This is a genomic window from Entomomonas sp. E7T21, assembly GCF_058693955.1.
On record NZ_CP191672.1, the window covers coordinates 3,028,873 to 3,047,251 of the forward strand.

At 37.3% G+C, this 18,379-nt stretch carries 23 protein-coding genes; 5 read left to right on the forward strand and 18 right to left on the reverse strand.

Annotated features, from left to right (window positions below; genetic code table 11):
- Positions 1-15: 15 nt before the first annotated feature.
- From ybgF to aspS, 13 genes are all read right to left on the reverse strand, one after another.
- Positions 16-744, reverse strand: coding sequence for a tol-pal system protein YbgF (gene ybgF / locus ACQVD9_RS14355; protein WP_264746607.1), 729 nt, complete (start codon positions 742-744; stop codon positions 16-18).
- Between the two features lie 13 nt (positions 745-757).
- The gene (gene pal / locus ACQVD9_RS14360) at positions 758-1,276 is read right to left on the reverse strand and encodes a peptidoglycan-associated lipoprotein Pal (RefSeq protein WP_264746608.1); all 519 of its coding nucleotides are present in this window, start codon (positions 1,274-1,276) and stop codon (positions 758-760) included.
- Positions 1,277-1,333: 57 nt separating this feature from the next.
- Positions 1,334-2,608: a Tol-Pal system beta propeller repeat protein TolB gene (gene tolB / locus ACQVD9_RS14365; protein ID WP_413774167.1), complete on the reverse strand. Its 1,275-nt coding sequence runs from the start codon at positions 2,606-2,608 to the stop codon at positions 1,334-1,336.
- A 2-nt stretch (positions 2,609-2,610) separates the two neighbouring features.
- Positions 2,611-3,552, reverse strand: a complete 942-nt coding sequence (gene tolA, locus ACQVD9_RS14370) for a cell envelope integrity protein TolA (protein WP_264746609.1) — start codon at positions 3,550-3,552, stop codon at positions 2,611-2,613.
- A complete protein-coding gene (tolR, locus tag ACQVD9_RS14375) occupies positions 3,545-3,994 on the reverse strand; it encodes a protein TolR (protein ID WP_264746610.1) in 450 nt (149 codons plus the stop codon). The genes tolA and tolR overlap by 8 nt, the downstream gene beginning before the upstream one ends.
- 14 nt (positions 3,995-4,008) lie before the next feature.
- A complete protein-coding gene (tolQ, locus tag ACQVD9_RS14380) occupies positions 4,009-4,701 on the reverse strand; it encodes a protein TolQ (protein ID WP_264746611.1) in 693 nt (230 codons plus the stop codon).
- A 26-nt stretch (positions 4,702-4,727) separates the two neighbouring features.
- A complete protein-coding gene (locus ACQVD9_RS14385) occupies positions 4,728-5,156 on the reverse strand; it encodes a YbgC/FadM family acyl-CoA thioesterase (protein WP_264746612.1) in 429 nt (142 codons plus the stop codon).
- Between the two features lie 55 nt (positions 5,157-5,211).
- The gene (gene ruvB, locus ACQVD9_RS14390; RefSeq protein WP_264746613.1) at positions 5,212-6,255 is read right to left on the reverse strand and encodes a Holliday junction branch migration DNA helicase RuvB; all 1,044 of its coding nucleotides are present in this window, start codon (positions 6,253-6,255) and stop codon (positions 5,212-5,214) included.
- Positions 6,256-6,257: 2 nt separating this feature from the next.
- Complete coding sequence (ruvA, locus tag ACQVD9_RS14395) at positions 6,258-6,869, reverse strand: Holliday junction branch migration protein RuvA (RefSeq protein WP_264746614.1); 612 nt, start codon at positions 6,867-6,869, stop codon at positions 6,258-6,260.
- Positions 6,870-6,893: 24 nt separating this feature from the next.
- Positions 6,894-7,148 carry a hypothetical protein gene (locus tag ACQVD9_RS14400; protein WP_264746615.1) on the reverse strand — a complete coding sequence of 85 codons (255 nt, stop codon included), beginning with the start codon at positions 7,146-7,148 and terminating at the stop codon, positions 6,894-6,896.
- A gap of 25 nt (positions 7,149-7,173) precedes the next feature.
- Positions 7,174-7,704, reverse strand: coding sequence for a crossover junction endodeoxyribonuclease RuvC (gene ruvC / locus ACQVD9_RS14405; RefSeq protein ID WP_264746616.1), 531 nt, complete (start codon positions 7,702-7,704; stop codon positions 7,174-7,176).
- 137 nt (positions 7,705-7,841) lie between these two features.
- Positions 7,842-8,594, reverse strand: a complete 753-nt coding sequence (locus tag ACQVD9_RS14410) for a YebC/PmpR family DNA-binding transcriptional regulator (protein ID WP_264746617.1) — start codon at positions 8,592-8,594, stop codon at positions 7,842-7,844.
- A gap of 67 nt (positions 8,595-8,661) precedes the next feature.
- Positions 8,662-10,449, reverse strand: coding sequence for an aspartate--tRNA ligase (gene aspS, locus ACQVD9_RS14415; protein ID WP_264746618.1), 1,788 nt, complete (start codon positions 10,447-10,449; stop codon positions 8,662-8,664).
- 291 nt (positions 10,450-10,740) lie between these two features.
- Between aspS and ACQVD9_RS14420 the strand changes: the two genes are divergently transcribed.
- Positions 10,741-11,328 carry a metal-dependent hydrolase gene (locus tag ACQVD9_RS14420; protein WP_264746619.1) on the forward strand — a complete coding sequence of 196 codons (588 nt, stop codon included), beginning with the start codon at positions 10,741-10,743 and terminating at the stop codon, positions 11,326-11,328.
- A 54-nt stretch (positions 11,329-11,382) separates the two neighbouring features.
- Here ACQVD9_RS14420 and ACQVD9_RS14425 read toward each other — a convergent pair whose 3' ends face one another.
- Positions 11,383-12,306: a branched-chain amino acid transaminase gene (locus ACQVD9_RS14425; RefSeq protein ID WP_264746620.1), complete on the reverse strand. Its 924-nt coding sequence runs from the start codon at positions 12,304-12,306 to the stop codon at positions 11,383-11,385.
- Between the two features lie 120 nt (positions 12,307-12,426).
- Positions 12,427-13,302: a LysR family transcriptional regulator gene (locus ACQVD9_RS14430; RefSeq protein ID WP_264746621.1), complete on the reverse strand. Its 876-nt coding sequence runs from the start codon at positions 13,300-13,302 to the stop codon at positions 12,427-12,429.
- A 102-nt stretch (positions 13,303-13,404) separates the two neighbouring features.
- Between ACQVD9_RS14430 and ACQVD9_RS14435 the strand changes: the two genes are divergently transcribed.
- A complete protein-coding gene (locus tag ACQVD9_RS14435; protein WP_264746622.1) occupies positions 13,405-14,460 on the forward strand; it encodes an alkene reductase in 1,056 nt (351 codons plus the stop codon).
- A 53-nt stretch (positions 14,461-14,513) separates the two neighbouring features.
- Here the strand turns inward: ACQVD9_RS14435 and ACQVD9_RS14440 are convergent, their stop codons facing one another.
- Together ACQVD9_RS14440 and msrB are read right to left on the reverse strand one after the other, a co-directional pair.
- Complete coding sequence (locus ACQVD9_RS14440) at positions 14,514-15,038, reverse strand: O-acetyl-ADP-ribose deacetylase (protein WP_264746623.1); 525 nt, start codon at positions 15,036-15,038, stop codon at positions 14,514-14,516.
- Positions 15,035-15,439, reverse strand: coding sequence for a peptide-methionine (R)-S-oxide reductase MsrB (msrB, locus tag ACQVD9_RS14445; protein ID WP_264746624.1), 405 nt, complete (start codon positions 15,437-15,439; stop codon positions 15,035-15,037). The genes ACQVD9_RS14440 and msrB overlap by 4 nt, the downstream gene beginning before the upstream one ends.
- 86 nt (positions 15,440-15,525) lie before the next feature.
- On the opposite strand from msrB, the gene ACQVD9_RS14450 reads away from it, so the two are divergent.
- A complete protein-coding gene (locus ACQVD9_RS14450; RefSeq protein WP_264746625.1) occupies positions 15,526-15,960 on the forward strand; it encodes a DUF1289 domain-containing protein in 435 nt (144 codons plus the stop codon).
- A gap of 93 nt (positions 15,961-16,053) precedes the next feature.
- The gene (ilvA, locus tag ACQVD9_RS14455) at positions 16,054-17,568 is read left to right on the forward strand and encodes a threonine ammonia-lyase, biosynthetic (protein WP_264746626.1); all 1,515 of its coding nucleotides are present in this window, start codon (positions 16,054-16,056) and stop codon (positions 17,566-17,568) included.
- A gap of 47 nt (positions 17,569-17,615) precedes the next feature.
- Here ilvA and cueR read toward each other — a convergent pair whose 3' ends face one another.
- On the reverse strand, positions 17,616-18,005 hold the full coding sequence (gene cueR, locus ACQVD9_RS14460; RefSeq protein ID WP_264747806.1) for a Cu(I)-responsive transcriptional regulator: 390 nt from the start codon (positions 18,003-18,005) through the stop codon (positions 17,616-17,618).
- 96 nt (positions 18,006-18,101) lie between these two features.
- On the opposite strand from cueR, the gene ACQVD9_RS14465 reads away from it, so the two are divergent.
- Entirely contained in the window at positions 18,102-18,308 is a 207-nt protein-coding gene (locus ACQVD9_RS14465; RefSeq protein ID WP_264746627.1) for a heavy-metal-associated domain-containing protein, read from the forward strand.
- Positions 18,309-18,379 lie beyond the last annotated feature (71 nt).

Sequence of the window (18,379 nt, forward strand, 5' to 3'; positions counted from 1 at the left end):
TAATTAATTTACTATTTATAAACTGCGTTTTGCTAAAGTAGCTGCTGAACTATTAGGATACTTTGCAACTAACTGATTAAGTAACTCTTTAGCCTTATCATTATTACCTAATTTCTGTTGTACTGTTGCTAATTTATACATCGCATCAGGTACTTTAGAATGATTAGGATACTGCTGTATCACTTTACTAAAATTAGTACTAGCTCCCTGTGAGTCACCCTGTACTAAATTAACTTCTGCTAGCCAATATTGAGCATTACCTGCATATTGGCTATTTGGAAATTTATTTAAAAAAGCAGTAAATGCCTGTTCAGCTTTTGCATAATCTTTCTTTTGAATCAAACCAAAAGCAGCATTATAATAAATTTTTTCCTGTTCAGGATCTGCAGGTGCATTACTTTGTTTAGCTGGTGGTGTTAATGGCTGATTAGCATCTATTGCTTTACTATTATCACTACTAGCTGGTTTTGCTGGCTGGCTATTAGCATTCGATAAACGTTTATCTAAATCCTGATAGCGATCCAAACTTTCTTGTTGCAATTGCTTAATTAACAGTTGCTGTTCTTCTACAGTACCTTGCAACTGATTAATCTGATTCTGCATTTGCTGTAACTGCATAAATACTTGTGCTTGACCTGACAGAGCAGAAGAATTGGAATTATTCTGTCCTGCTGTCTGTCCCAAAGTTAATAACGGGAAACCACATAATGCAAGTACGCTTAATTGCCAAATCCTCAATCTCATTAGTCACTATCCTTTATTGAAATATTAACTCAACACGGCGATTTTTAGCCCATGCAGCTTCATCATGTCCGCTCACTGCTGGACGCTCTTTACCGTAAGAAACTACTTCTAACTGTGAAGGAGAAACACCTTGCATAGTTAAATAACGTTTTACTGCATTACCACGACGCTCACCTAATGCCATATTATACTCACGAGTACCACGTTCATCAGTATGACCTTGTAATACAACATGTTTACCATTTTGCATTAAGTCATGGGCATGTACATCTAAAGCGCGCATTGAATCTGGTTGTAAATCTGAACTATCATAATTGAAATAGAAGGTAGTAATCGCTCTTAAGGCAGCTACTTCTTCCGCACTCATACCATTAAAACCGCTAGTATCACCAGTACCAACACCTACCCCTGCATTAGAATCATAGCCTGAGTTACCATCAGTTGAACCTGAGGTATCATTATTTTTATTAGAAGAACAACCTACAACAAAGGCCATTATTAGTGCACAAATAGCAAACTTAGTAATTTTCATTTGATCAAAACTCCAAAATTAATATTCATTAACAAACTTATTCAACTATAACAAAACTCATTTTATAAAAGGTGACCATGAAGGCTCACGTATATCTCCATTATCAATTGGTAGCTCAATGCGAACGCGTCCATTAATAGAGGCCAACATCAAAACGCCTTTACCTTGTTTACGTGTTGCATAGATTACCATTGTTCCATTTGGTGCAATAGTAGGTGACTCATCTAAATTAGTATTAGATAGAATACTAACTCTATTGGTTACTAAATTTTGTGTGGCAATCACAAAGTTACGATAACCGTCTTGGCGATGTACCATCACTAACATACCATCATCAGCAGATAACTTAGGATTAGCATTATAGTTACCTGTGCTTGTTACTCGCTCTGTACTACCTGTTGCTACATTTATTTTATAAATCTGGGGGCTACCTGAACGGTCAGAAGTAAAATAAATGCTTCTACCATCTTTACTCCAGAAAGGCTCCGTATCAATAGCATTATTATTAGTTAAACGATGTACTAACTTACTATCTAAACGCATAGTATAAATTTCTGGGTTACCATCTTTAGAGGATACAAAAGCTAACCTTTGTCCATCGGGAGACCAAGATGGCGCACTGTTTAAGCCTACATAATTTGTTAATTGGTCACGGGTACCTGTCGCAATATCCTGCATATAAATACGTGGGCGTTTGCTTTCAAAAGAAACATAAACCACTTTCCTATTATCTGGAGAAAAGCGAGGAGAAAGAATAGGTTCTTTTGAATTTAACAAGGTAACTGAATTAGCACCATCATAGTCAGACATTTGTAAAGTATAACTATTATTGCCAGCTGAAGTTACATAAAGTAATTTTGTAGAGAAAGCACCTTTTATAGCTGTTAACTTTTCAAATACTTGATCAGAAACATAATGAGCTAACTTTCTAATTTGATTAGGTGAACCCACAGCAGAACCACTAAAAATTTGCTGTTGTGAGGTAACATTATACAAATAGTATTGTACTTGTATTTTACCCCCCACATTACTTGCATTACCTATTAATAAAAATTGTGCATTAACTGCTGTCCAATCTCTAAAGGCAACTTCATTAGGTCTGTGAGGCGTGCTTAACATATTTTGACGAGGTAATGGTTCAAAAATACCTGAATTATATAAATCATTGCCTACCAAAGTCGCAATATCTGGTGTACCAGAATCACCAAATGGCACCACAGCAATAGAAATAGCTTTATTACTGCCACCATCAATAACAATTGCATCTGCTGCATTAGCAGTGCCCATAAAAGCAATGACATATAAGATGAGAATGTGAATAAACTTTTTCACTGTTATAAACCTTTCGATGTAAAAATGAATTTTCTTTGTCGGTAAAGCTGATTAAATGTATTTGAATCTAATTTCTGTATTTCAGGTATTCTTCCAAGATTTTTAGCGGCATTCACTGCCGAAGTATCAAAGGCTGCATTACCACTACTACGACTAACTGTTACATTGGTAATAGTACCATCAGGTAACATCTGAATCATTAATTCTACGGTAGTACCTGGCACAGGATTACCCAACTCTGTCCAATTCTCTTGTACTAAACGTTTAATTAAATCATCAATACTACCTACTACTTGACTACCTGCTTGATCTCCCTTAGTGGCTGCATGCTCAACTTTATCACCTAGCAGATCTGCTAGTGCAGCCGCCTCTTTATCTTCTTGAGCCTTTCGTGCTGCTGCATCAGCCTTGGCCTTTGCATCTGCTGCAGCTTTCTTTTTGGCTTCAGCATCAGCCTTCGCTTTGTCTGCCTTGGCCTTATCTGCTTTAGCTTTCTCCGTCTTGGCCTTGTCTTCTGCTTGTTTTTTAGCAGCCTCTGCTTTTGCTTTAGCGTCTGCTACTTTTTTTGCATCAGTATCAGCCTTTGCCTTATCTGCCTTCGCTTTATCTTCAGCCTGTTTTTTAGCAGCAGCCTCTGCTTTTGCTTTGGCCTGCTGTTCAGCTATTTTCTTTTGCTCTTCACGTTGTGTTGCTGTTTGATCATCTTTTGATAGAGGAGCTTTAGTTTTTTCTGCTTCACCTGCTATCTTTTCAGATGTTTGAGTGGTAGCAGGGCTTTTTGAAGTTACCTCATATAAAGTAGCTACCATAGTAGGCTTAGCAGCAGAAATATCAGGATGATTCGACCAACCAATAAAAAAGCCAGCTAATACTAGCACATGAACTATCACGGCTAATACTATGGGGATCGTATAGTTTTCTGAAGAAATGAAACGCTTAGCCATTAGGAGACTCTGTTATCAATCCAACATTGCTAACGCCTGCTTGTTGTAAAGCTGACATAGCTGCCATTACTAATCCATAACTCGCTGTTTTATCTCCTCTGATAAATACTTGGCTACCTGCATTACCTGGTGCAGTAATAATTTTAGTCACTTGGCTAGTCATATCTTCCAATGAAATTGCCTTATTACCTGCCCCTGTGTTATCTACTCCTTCACCATAAGAAAGATAATAGGTACTATCTGCTTTCACTGATACAGTAAGAATCTTTTGCTTAGTATCAGAAGGTAATGGTTCACTAGTTACTTTTGGTAAATCAACCTTTACCCCTTGATTCAACATAGGTGCAGTTACCATAAAAATAACTAATAGCACCAACATTACATCAATGTAGGGCACTACATTCATCTCAGCAACAGGTTTACGCTTATTACGTCTAGACACCTTATTATGCCTCTTTAGTCATTAAATGAATGCACTTTACGGTGTAAAATAGCTTGGAACTCTTCTGCAAAAGTTTCATAGCGCCCTAACAAAGTTTCTGATCGTGCTGCAAATCGGTTATAACCTATTACCGCAGGAATAGCAGCAAATAAACCAATCGCTGTGGCAATCAATGCTTCCGCAATACCTGGTGCAACCGTAGAAAGTGTTGCTTGCTGTACATTCGCTAATCCCATAAAGGCGTGCATAATACCCCAAACAGTACCAAACAAACCCACATAAGGGCTAGTTGAGCCAACGGTTGCCAAGAACGGTAAGTGGTTTTGTAATTTCTCTTCTTCTCTTGCAATAGCTACTCGCATTGCTCGTTGAGTACCTACCGTAATTGCATCTGGCTCCATACCTGGTAATTGGCTTAGGCGAGAGAACTCTTTAAAACCTGATTTAAATATTTGCTCAACCCCACAATCGGGATCTGGATCAGCAGTGACTTGACGATAAAGTTTTGAAAGATCCATACCAGACCAAAACTGATCTTCAAATTCATCTAAGCCTTTTTTAGCTGTATTCATTACCCTACTACGTTGGAAAATAATAATCCATGACATTATTGAAGACGCTAATAATGCCAACATAATTAATTGTACAACCCAAGTTGCTTGGGTAACTAAACCCCACACAGACATATCATGAACAGTTGGCTGCACGGTTATCTCCTACACTTATTCAATAATTAATTTAAGAATTTATCTACAAAACCAGCAGGCAAAGGTTTACTTTTAAAAAGAACTTTGTCGATTAAAGTAAGCCTAATATCCCCCTCACAAAGTAATACATTATCTCCATTTTCAAGTTTCCTATAAACTTGTTGGAAAAATATAAAACTTGCTCTTCTTACTTCCTTAATAGTAGCTGTTACTAACAATTCATCATCTAACCTACCAGGTGCTACATAACGCAATGAGGCAGAATGCACAACAAACAATAAATCCTCTTTTGCTAATTCGTGTTGAGAATATCCAAAGCTACGCAACCACTCAGTGCGCACTCGTTCCATAAACTTTAAATAATTGCTATGGTAAATGACGCCTCCTGCATCTGTATCCTCATAATAAACACGATATATCTGACTAAAAACTGGATTATTATTGTCGCTTTGCATTTTTTTAAAACCGTACTATTAGTAATGAATAAAAATAAATTATTAGAACGCTATTTTACTCATTAAATAGATCAGGAGTAGAGGATTCAACCATTTTCTTAGGAATATTTAAACCAAAATGTAAATAAGCATGTCGAGTGACCATCCGACCACGGGGAGTACGCATGATAAATCCTTGCTGAATCAAATAAGGCTCTAATACATCTTCAATGGTATTACGCTCCTCGCTAATTGCTGCCGCCAAGTTATCTAAGCCAACAGGTCCACCATCAAACTTATCAATCATGGTTAGCATTAATCGTCTGTCTAAATGATCAAAACCACGCTCATCCACATCAAGCATATTAAGTGCTTGATCTGCCATATATTTTGTAATAATTCCTTGCCCTTTAACTTGGGCATAATCACGTACCCGACGTAAAATTCTGTTGGCTATGCGAGGGGTTCCTCTAGAACGTCTGGCAATCTCATGAGAGCCTTCTGGTTCAATAGGTATACCTAGAATCTTGGCAGAACGAGTCACAATCGTAGCCAGATCAGCAATATCATAAAACTCTAGACGCTGCACAATACCGAACCTATCCCTTAAAGGATTAGTTAACATCCCTGCTCTTGTGGTAGCACCTACCAAGGTAAAAGGCGGTAAATCTAACTTAATGGAGCGTGCCGCAGGCCCTTCACCTATCATAATATCTAATTGAAAATCTTCCATGGCAGGATACAGTACTTCTTCCACTACAGGTGAAAGTCGATGGATCTCATCCACGAATAGCACATCACCAGGCTCTAAATTGGTTAATAAAGCAGCTAAATCACCTGCTTTTTCCAATACAGGACCAGAAGTACTTTTAACAGAAACGCCCATTTCATTAGCAATAATATTCGCTAAGGTGGTTTTCCCTAACCCTGGAGGGCCAAAAATTAAAGTATGATCTAAAGACTCTTGTCTGCCTCTTGCAGCCTTAATAAACAACTCCATTTGCTCACGTACTACTTTTTGACCAATATAATCCGATAATGTAAGTGGACGAATTGCACGGTCTTGTTGATCTTCACGATCTCGAGCACCAGCGGCCAATATACGATCAGGCTCTATCATAACTAACCTTTACCTTTTAATGCTCGACGAATTAATTCTTCGCTAGTTAACTCATCCTTATTTTCTACTGCTGCTACAGCACGGCTTGCTTCCTGTGGTTTATAACCTAATGCAATTAAAGCACTCACCGCATCCATTTCAGCATTGGATGCTGGATTAGTCATCGCCACTTCGGCAGATAATGGAGTAGCAGCTTCTGTACCACCTTCCCAAGCCTTAAAGCGATCTCTTAACTCTATCAACAATCGTTCTGCGGTTTTCTTACCAACCCCTGGTACTTTTACAAGGGCTGCAGTATTTTGTTGGCGAACAGTCTCTATCATTTCATTAACAGATAATGTAGACATAAGCGCTAATGCTAACTTAGGTCCAACACCATTAAGCCTGATTAACTCACGAAATAGCTCACGCTCTTTCTTTTCATAAAAGCCATATAATAAATGAGCATCTTCACGCACAACTTGGTGGATATGTAATATCACTTTTTCATCAATAGCAGGTAATTGATAATAGGTACTCATTGGCACTTCAACTGCGTAACCAACACCATTAACATCAATTAACAAATGTGGCGGTTGCTTTTCTGCCAAAATGCCATGTAAACGACCTATCAAAATAAACCTCTTTTATTACCACTACTAAAAATCAATAAGATCAGATATATCAGTAATATCTATATCTGGATTACCCATACAATCAGGACATAATTCATCATCATAATAGTCTCCACCTTTTGCATAATTATTACAACTAGGCATTCTACAAATGTAGACTATTTTTGAGCAAAAAGAACACTGGCATTTATCTCGACGTAAGGTATTTTCTTCTAAGACTTTAGGAACCATTTGCTTAAGACAAAAAGGACACTTTCCTTTAGGTTTAGCATTTATCATATGCCCCTACTCCTTTTTTATTTTCTTATAGTGTTAAGCGTAATCGACCACGTCTTCTTTTAGCTTTCTCTAATCCTAATGGAATCAAAGTTTGTCGATGGTGAGCATGGCATAAAGCAATGGCCAAAGCATCAGAAGCATCCACCTGCGGGCGCTTTTCTAATTTCAGTAAGTACATTACCATTAACATTACTTGTTCTTTATCAGCAGCACCAGAGCCAGTCACTGTTTTCTTAACTTGCCGTGCACTATATTCAGCAATATCTAAGCCCTCTTCAGCGCCTGCCACAATGGCAGCCCCTCGGGCTTGACCTAACTTAAGCGCTGAATCAGCACTTTTAGCCATAAATACTTGCTCAATACCCATGGTAGTTGGTTGGTATGTTTGAATTACCTCACGTACACCACGGAATATGGTTTGTAACTTATCAGCTAGATTTCCTTCAGGGGTACGAATACAACCAGAAGCAATATACTCTGTCTTCTGCCCAATCTCCCTAATAACCCCAAAGCCAGTAATGCGTGACCCAGGGTCGATCCCTAAAATAATTGTCACGCTGCTACCTCTCTATCTTTCTTTATAGAACTGTTGCTATACGGTTTTAGACGAGGAGGATGGCTGAAGACAGTACAACTAGTACGACAAAGCCATTCAACGACGTATAAAAATGTAGGGCAATAGCTATACAACAATTAGTCGCCCAATTGCTCCATAATTTCATCTGCAATATTGGCATTAGAATAAACATTTTGCACATCATCTAAATCTTCTAATGCATCAATTAATCGCATAATCTTTTGTGCAGAATCTACATCTGTTAAATCAGCTTCTGTGGTAGCGATCATTGCCACCTCTGCATTAGCTGGAGTATAACCTGCTTCAACCAATGCTTCTTTAACAGCAATAAAGTCTTGGAAGGTAGTAAATACATCTACCGAACCATCATCATTAGTCACCACATCATCAGCACCAGCCTCTAATGCAACATCTAATAATTTCTCTTCATCTACACCTGACTCGTAGGAGATTTGACCTTTACGCTCAAATAAATAAGCTACCGAACCATCAGTGCCTAAATTACCACCTGCTTTACTAAAAGCATGGCGCACTTCTGCTGCAGTACGATTACGATTATCCGTCATAGCTTCAACAAAAATAGCTACCCCATTAGGACCATAGCCCTCATAGGTTAACTCTTCCATGTTTTCAGCATCGTTAGTACCAGCACCACGCGCAATTGCACGGTCAATGGTATCCCGCGTCATATTCACAGCTAATGCTTTATCAACTGCTAAACGAAGACGTGGATTATCAGCAGGAACACCACCACCTTGGCTGGCAGCTACTGTCAACTCTCGAATGACCTTGGTAAAAATTTTACCGCGTTTAGCGTCTTGGCGACCCTTGCGGTGTTTAATGTTGGCCCATTTGGAATGTCCAGCCATACATAACTCCGTGTTTTTATCTGTTTAAAAATTAATGTGGTACTAAAATAGTACCACAAATTAAAGCTTAGTTAGTTTGCCCTTCAGGCTTTGGTTGCTCACGTAAGCGAATATGTAACTCACGTAATGCTTTAGCATCTACTAAACCAGGTGCATCAGTCATCAAGTCCGCTGCACTTTGTGTTTTAGGGAATGCTATCACTTCACGAATTGAACTAGAGTCAGTCATTAACATTACTAAACGATCTAGACCGAATGCCAAACCACCATGTGGAGGTGCGCCATATTTTAATGCATCTAATAAGAAGCCAAATTTCTCTTGCTGCTCTTCTTCACTAATGCCTAGTACACGGAATACAGATTGTTGCATTTCCTTATTATGGATACGAATAGAACCACCACCTAGTTCAACACCATTTAGCACCATATCATAAGCTCTAGACAGTGCAGCTAAAGGATTAGCTTCTAACTCTTCGGCGCTGCAACTTGGTGCAGTAAATGGATGGTGTAATGCACTAACACTACCATCATCATTTTCTTCAAACATTGGGAAATCGATAACCCACATTGGCGCCCATTTACAAGTTAACAGCTCCAAATCATCACCTAAACGAACACGTAAAGCACCTAAAGCATCACTTACAATTTTTGCTTTATCTGCACCAAAGAACACAATATCACCATCAACCGCCCCAACACGATCTAAGATATTGTTTAAGTTCTCTATTGGAATATTCTTAACAATAGGTGATTGCAAACCTTCAACACCTTTCGCGCGCTCATTAACTTTAATATAAGCTAAGCCTTTTGCACCATAGATACCTACAAACTTAGTATACTCATCAATACGACTACGAGGCATACTAGCACCACCGGGTACACGTAATGCAGTAACCCGTGCTTTAGGATCATTGGCTGGGCCAGCAAATACTTTAAACTCTACATCCTTTAACTGATCAGCAACATCTACTAACTCTAAAGGATTACGTAAATCTGGCTTATCTGAACCATAGCGACGCATAGCTTCTGCATAAGTCATCCGTGGTAATTCAGCGAACTCTACACTTAATACTTCTTTAAAGAGTTTACGAACCATGCCCTCAGTAATTTGCATGATATCATTTTCATCTAAGAAGCTAGTTTCGATATCAATTTGCGTAAATTCTGGCTGACGGTCAGCACGTAAATCTTCATCACGGAAACACTTAGCCACTTGGTAATAACGATCAAAACCTGCCACCATCAATAATTGTTTAAATAACTGTGGTGATTGAGGTAATGCAAAGAAATGCCCTTGATGCGTACGGCTAGGAACCAAATAATCACGTGCCCCTTCTGGCGTAGCACGAGTTAAAATAGGGGTTTCGATATCTAAGAAACCATGTTCATCTAAATAACGACGAATACTAGAAGTAATACTAGCACGTAGTTTTAATTTATTAGCCATTTCTGGACGACGTAAATCTAAGAAACGATAACGTAAACGTGTTTCTTCACTTACTTCTGAATAGTCATCTAAGACAAATGGAGGTGTTTCAGCCGCATTAAGAACTTCTAGCTCATAACCTAAAATTTCAATTTCACCTGAAGCAAGATTAGCATTCACAGTCCCGGCTGGACGTGGGCGTACTTTACCAGTTACTTTAACTACATATTCATTACGTACACGGTCAGCCTTAGCAAAAGTCTCTTCACGATCAGGATCAAACACTACCTGAGCTAGACCTTCACGGTCACGCACGTCAAAGAAAATCACCCCACCATGATCACGGCGACGGTGAACCCAACCACAAATAGTAACTTCTTGGCCATCTAAACTCTTATTTAATTGCCCGCAATAGTGACTGCGCATCATAAGTCTTCGCTTCTCTTTAATTAACTATAGATTCTAATATGTTGATTACCTGAGAATAATCACTCAAATAATAATATCCTGTTGTTATCACTTATTTTACAGCATAAAATCTGCTAAAAATGATAACTTATACTAAAAATAATTATAAATGAGTAATTATATACCTTTTTATGGTCAGGATTATAGACCTTACTATGAAAACTCATTACCCAACTATCTTATTAGGTAAATCTATTTGCTTATTCATACTAAAAACTTATTATAATAAGCAAGTTTGAAAGGAAATTTTATATGAGTCCTATTACTCATTTTTTAGTCGGCTGGGCTTGTTTTGAACCTAGTCTAAAAAATAACCGTGATAAAGCAATAGTTTGTTTAGCAGGATTAGTTCCTGATCTAGATGGTATAGGTATTGTTATTGACTTTATTACTCGCTTGACTGGACTACCAGAAACCAACTTTTATCAGAGTTGGCATCGACTCTATGGGCATGGCATCGCAGCCGCCATTTTCTTTACGTTATTAGCTTCCGCTATTGGTATTGATAAAATTCGTGTTGCCATCTTTACCTTTCTTAATGTTCATCTTCATTTTCTTTGTGACTTAGTGGGTTCTAGGGGGAGTACAGTTGATGACTTGTGGGGGCTCTATTACTTAGGGCCATTTGATACAAATTATCAAATAATTTGGCAAAACCAATGGCAATTAGTTAGCTGGCAAAATACCACTATTACGATTATTGCTATGCTTATTACCTTAGAAAGAGCTAGTCGAAAAGGTTATTCACTGATAAGTCTGATATCTAAAGGTACAGATAAAATAGTTATTGAAGTTTTACGAAAATGGCGATATCAACTATTTAACCAAAAGTTTGAATAATTTTTTTTAACCAATAAGAGATTGGGCAGTATTTTTACTGCCCATTTACACAACCTATTTCACATACGTTAACCAATGCTCATACTTCGCCTCTTTACCATTTACAATATTAAAGAAACGTTGCTGAATTTCTTCAGTAATTGGTCCTCTAGAACCTTGACCTAGTTGTCGTTGATCTAATTCTCGAATAGGTGTCACTTCTGCTGCTGTACCTGTAAAGAAAGCTTCATCAGCACAGTAAACTTCATCACGAGTGATACGTTTTTCAATGACTTCTAATCCCATATCACGTGCAATAGTCATTACTGTATCACGAGTAATACCCTCCAACGCCACGGTTGCATCTGGCGTATAAAGCTTACCATTGCGTACAATAAAAATATTCTCACCAGAACCTTCTGCTACATAACCACTAGCATCTAATAATAAAGCTTCATCATAACCATCACTGGTTGCTTCCGTGTTAGCCATAATTGAATTTAAATAGTTACCATTAGCTTTGGCTTTACACATAGTGATATTAACATGATGACGAGTAAAAGAACTGGTTTTAATACGAATGCCTTTTTGCATTCCCTCTTCACCTAAATAAGCCCCCCAAGCCCAAGCTGCCACAATAACATTGACATCATTAACTGCTGGGGCAACACCTAGTTTTTCTGAACCATAAAAAGCCATTGGACGGAAGTAACAAGATTGCAGCTTATTAGCTTTCACCACATCAATATGTGCTTGATTAATAGTTTCTTTATCAAATGGCAATTTCATTCTGACAATATGAGCAGAATTAAAAAAACGATTAGTATGATCTTGCAAACGAAAAATCGCTGGCCCTTTAGCCGTTTCATAAGCACGCACGCCCTCAAAAACACCCATACCATAATGTAATGTATGAGTAAGTACATGTGTTTGCGCATCACGCCAGTCTACTAATTTATTGTTATACCAGATAAACCCATCTCTATCTGCCATTGACATGTTATTGTTCTCCTAGTAATAAAATAATAAGAATATATTTCTATTAGAGATTATTAAACGAAATAGTTCTATAAAACAACTCAATATTAATAACAAGTTTCATATAAAGAAAGCATTTCCTTATAATCGACTAATCAAATAATCTATAAAACATTGCACTTTAGCGGGTAATAATCGCGTTTCAGTCACTACATAAACAGGTGATGGTGCTAATTTCCACTCAGGTAATATTTGTTTTAAATTTCCAACTAACAAATCCGCTCTTACAATCTCTTCTGCTAACAATGCAATACCCATATTTAGAGTAGCTAATTTACAGGACATCCCAACACTATTTAAGGCAAATCGCCCACCTACTCTCACTTCAACTTTTTCTTGTTTACGTTGCAATACCCAAATATGACTATTTGTTTTTGCTGTCATGCAAATACAATCATGTAAGCTTAACTCTTGAGGGTGCACAGGCTCACCTGCCTGTTCTAGATATTGAGGAGAAGCATATAAACCCATAGGTAAACTAGCCACTTGTCGTGCAATTAAATTTGAGTCTGGTAAATGGCCTATTCGAATAGCCATATCTAAAGGCTCAGAAACTAGATCAGCCCGTCTAGGCGTTAATTCAAAATCAAAACTTATTTCAGGATACTCATTAGCAAAATCCACAATAATGGGAACTAAATAATTAGAAGTAAAATCAGTAGGAAGCGAAACTCTTAATTTTCCACTAGGCTTTTCAATCATATCCGTTAATTGTTCATGGGCAGATTGCACATCTGAAATAATAACTTTACATCGTTCAAAATAGTTACGACCAGCCTCAGTCAACTCTACTTTACGAGTCGTACGATGTAATAAACGTAACCCAATATCTTTTTCTAGTGCTGCTATTTTTCGTGATAACGTTGAATTGGGCATTCCTAATACTTCAGCTGCCCGCCGAAACCCTTTAGCCTTAACCACTTCAACAAACAATCCGATATTTGCTAGTCGTTCCAATTTACTGCTCCATATATGGATCAATTATTTCTATTTTAGCTTATTTATTCCAATTTAAAAATAAAATAGAGTATAGACTACAAACATTAGGAGAATAATATTATGAATTCATTATTTAGTACTGTAAAAATAGGATCTTATAATCTAAAAAATAGATTTGTAATGGCTCCTATGACTCGCTCTCGCGCAGATAATAACGGTGTTCCCACTGATTTAGTAGCTACCTATTACGCGCAAAGATCATCTGCAGGCCTCATTATTACAGAATGCGTCTTCCCCTCCCCCATGGGCAAAGGTTATGTGCGTAGCCCCGGCATTTGTAATGAACAACAAGTAACCGCTTGGAAAAAAGTGACCGAAGCTGTTCATAAGAAAGGCGGTCTTATATTTATGCAAATTAATCATTGCGGTCGTATTTCACACCCTTCAATGCTACCCAATAATGCGACCCCTGTTGCGCCATCTGCTATCAAGCCTGCTGGACAAAGTTGGACAGAAATAGGTCTACAAGACTTTGTAACACCACATCAGTTAACAGAAGCAGAAGTTAAACAAGTCATTAATGAATATCGTCAAGCCACAACGTTAGCATTACAAGCAGGTTTTGATGGGGTTGAATTACATGCTGCCTCAGGCTACTTAGCAGAACAATTCTTATCATCAGGTAGTAACCAACGCCAAGATAACTATGGTGGCTCTGTAGAAAATCGTTGTCGCTTTGTAATAGAAACGTTACAAGCGATGATTGCAGAAGCTGGCAGTGATCGTGTAGGTATAAAAATATCACCAGAAATGAATTTCAATGATATTACTGATGCTAATCCTCAAGAAACATATACCTGCCTAGTTAAACAAATTAATAAGCTTAATCTTGCTTACTTACATGTAGCACTATTTGGTACGCCTGTTGATTACCATAGTTTATTACATCCATTATTTGATAGTGCTTATTTAATCGGTTCTGGTTTAACGAAAGAAACTGCTGAAAATTATATTGCTACTAACAAAGCGGACGCTGTGGTATTTGGTAGTGCTTTCTTAGCAAACCCTGATTTACCAGAACGTTTCAAACAGAACGCTACGTTAAACACACCTGATAGAGATACATTCTATAGTCCAGGTGCTGAAGGATATACTGACTATCCAACATTAGGATAAACATTATTAAGGATTCATTACTTTTATTAAAGATAATGAATCCTTCCACTAAATTAAGATAAAGGCATGGGATTATCTAATAATCGTTGATAGATCAAATAATCCTCCTCACTAAAACAACAAAAAACTACACAGTGTAATGTTTCATTATTTTTTAAAAACTCTTTAACAGTGGTCACTGCAATTTCCGCTGCCTGTGATTTTGGATAATGATAAACACCCGTGCTAATACAAGGAAAAGCTATACTTGCTACCTTATTATCTAAAGCTAACTGTAGGCTATTTCTATAACAGCTTGCCAATAACTCAGCTTCATTATGATGCCCATCATGCCATACTGGCCCCACTGTATGAATAATATATTTAGCTAATAAGTTATAACCTTTAGTTATTTTAGCTTGCCCTGTTTTACAGCCACCTAATAAACGGCACTCATGTAATAGCTCTTTACCAGCTGCTCTGTGGATAGCACCATCTACTCCACTGCCACCTAATAAAGAACTATTGGCTGCATTGACGATAGCATCAACTTGTAAAGTAGTAATATCATCTTGAATAGCAGTTAATTTCACTGTCATACCTTTTTACTCTCAACAAAATTTAGTGCTACAGAGTTAATACAATAACGTAATCCTGTTGGTGGAGGGCCATCTGGAAATACATGACCTAAATGAGATTGGCATTGGCTACAAACCACTTCAACACGATGCATATGATGGCTTAAATCTTCTCTTTCCTCTACAGCATTGGGTCTAATAGGCTGATAGAAACTTGGCCAACCACAGCCTGCTTCAAATTGAGTACTTGTTTCAAATAAAGGGCTATCACAAGCAACACAATGATAAACACCAGGATTTGCTGGTACTTTAAAATATTTACCAGAAAATGGATGTTCTGTACCCTGCAAACGACATACATAAAACTGTTCAGGTGTTAATTGTGCTTGCCACTCTTCTAAAGTTTTTGGTTTTTTAGTCATAAGGTTTATAATTCCATAATCAGTAACATAGTAAAATTATCAAGTATTAATGATATTCTGAAAACTTATTTTATAAAACTTAACTTATGTCTAGTCGTTCTCTAAAAACTCCTTGTGTTGGTCTTTGCTCTACGGTGTATGGTGACGCTGTTTGTCGTGGCTGTAAACGTTATGATTATGAGATAATTGATTGGAACACTTATAATGAAGAACAACAGCAAGCTGTGTGGCTTCGTTTAGAAAATTTACTTGAACAAGTAATGATTGATAAATTAATTGTTACAGATAAACAACTATTAAAAGAAAAACTAATAAAACATAATATTCGTTTTCGCCCGAATCAATCTAGCTACTATTGGGCTTATCAACTCTTACTAAAAGGTTCTCGCTTAATTAAAAATATTGAAGCGTATGGTATTGAGCTTTTACCTCCTTATAATCAAAAACCTTTATGGGAGTTACGTGAGCAAATTGACATAGATTTTTTTGCCATTTCAGAAAATAACTATCCTCAATCCTAAATTACATTTAGCAATTTTTTATAATTTTACTAAAACACTTTAGCTAAATAGTTTAAACTCTCTCTTTTTACACCGCTGTTTTAGGAAGGAACTATGTTAGAAAAATATGTTAAAAATATCCTAACGGCGCCTGTGTATGATGTCGCAATAGAAACACCATTACAGCCAGCCCTTAGTTTATCTGAAGAATTAGGTAATACCGTACTATTAAAAAGAGAAGATTTACAACCTGTATTCTCTTTTAAAATTCGTGGTGCATATAATAAAATTATTCGTCTTAGTGATGAAGAAAAAGCCATTGGTGTTATTACAGCCTCGGCTGGTAACCATGCACAAGGTGTAGCTATTTCCGCTAAAAAACTAGGGATTAAAGCAATTATTGTAATGCCTAAAACAACCCCAGAAATTAAAGTACTGGCAGTTAAATCGCATGGTGCAAGAGTTGTTTTACATGGTGATGCCTTTCCAGAAGCATTAGCTCATGCTCTAAAGCTAGTAGAAGAAAAAGGCTTCACATTTATTCACCCCTATGATGACCCAGACACTATCGCAGGCCAAGGAACCATTGCTATGGAAATCCTGCGCCAACATAATGCACCTTTAGATGCTATTTTCGTGCCTGTTGGTGGTGGTGGCTTAATTGCTGGGGTGGCTGCCTATATAAAATACTTACGCCCTGAAATTAAAGTAATTGGTGTTGAACCAACTGACTCTAACTGCTTACAAGCAGCTATGAAAGCAGGTAAACGCGTTACCTTAAACCAAGTAGGCTTATTTGCTGATGGCGTAGCTGTTACTCAAATTGGTGAAGAAACCTTTAAAATCTGTAAGAAATATATTGATGATGTTATTACAGTAACGACAGATGAAATCTGTGCTGCCTTAAAAGATATTTATGATAATACTCGTTCAATTACGGAACCTTCTGGTGCATTAGGTGTAGCAGGTATTAAAAAATACTGTGCAGATACAGGTGTCAAAGGTCAAACATTAGTAGCCATTGATTCAGGTGCCAATATTAACTTTGATCGTTTACGCTATGTAGCAGAACGAGCTGAAATTGGTGAGAAACGTGAAGCTATTATTGCTGTTACCATTCCAGAAGAATCTGGTAGTTTTAAGAAGTTCTGTGAAGCATTAGGAAAACGCCAAATTACTGAGTTTAATTACCGCTATAGTAACAGTAAAGAAGCTCATATATTTGTGGGCGTGCAAACTCATCCAGAAAATGACCCTCGTGATGTATTGGTCTCTTCACTACAAGAAAAAGGCTTCCCAGTAATCGATTTAACGGATAACGAATTAGCTAAATTACATATTCGCCATTTAGTAGGTGGTCGCAATAAGGCCATTGATAATGAGCATGTATTTCGCTTCGAATTTCCAGAGCGCCCAGGTGCGTTATTTAACTTCTTAAATAAGCTAGGTGGCCGTTGGAATATTAGTATGTTCCATTATCGTAATCATGGCGCAGCAGAAGGCCGTATTTTTGCAGGTTTACAAGTTCCCACAGCTGAAATGAAGCAGTTTAAAGAGGCATTAGATACTATTGGTTATCCTTATTGGGATGAAACTAATAACGATGCCTATAAACTATTTTTATCCTAATTAATTCATAACTAGAAAGTAGCTTTCACTGGCTACTTTCTAATCATTTATTTGCTAGCAAGCTTTTGAATAATAGGGCATTCTGGACGCTCATCGCCATGACAATGGCAAACTAAATGGCGCAGCGTATTTGCCATCTCTTGTAAGCTTCTCGCTTTTTTTTCTAAATCATCAATATGTTGCTGTGTCAGTCGTTTAACATCCTCACTAGCTCTATTTTTATCACGCCATAAGGCTAATAACTCTTGAATTTCAGCCACTGAAAAACCTAAGTCTCTAGCTCTACGTATAAAATGCAACGTTTGAACATCATTTTCAGCATAAGTACGATAGCCTGCCTCTGTACGCTGAACAGTATTCAATAAACCTACTGTTTCATAATAACGAATCATTTTGGCCGAAACACCAGTATCTTTGGCTACCTGCCCTATATTCATAACCATTATAAATACTCCTATAACAAAAACACTTGACCTTACCATAATGGTAATCTTTAAAATAACTCTAACATTTTTATCGATGGAGAGTAAATCATGACATTTGCTATTAAATTTTATATACCCGATATGACATGTAATCATTGTGTTAAAACACTGACTTCAGCCATACAAGATAAGGATCAAAATGCACAACTAGAGATAGATTTAGCTAAGCATGAATTAACTATTCAAGGAACTAGCAATCCATCCCTTATTGAAGAAATTATCAAAGAAGCAGGCTTTACCCCACAGCAAATATAAGACTCTTCTTTAGTCTTACATAGCTAAAACTACTAAAATGTTACTATCAATTTAAGCAAGTACTTTATGAG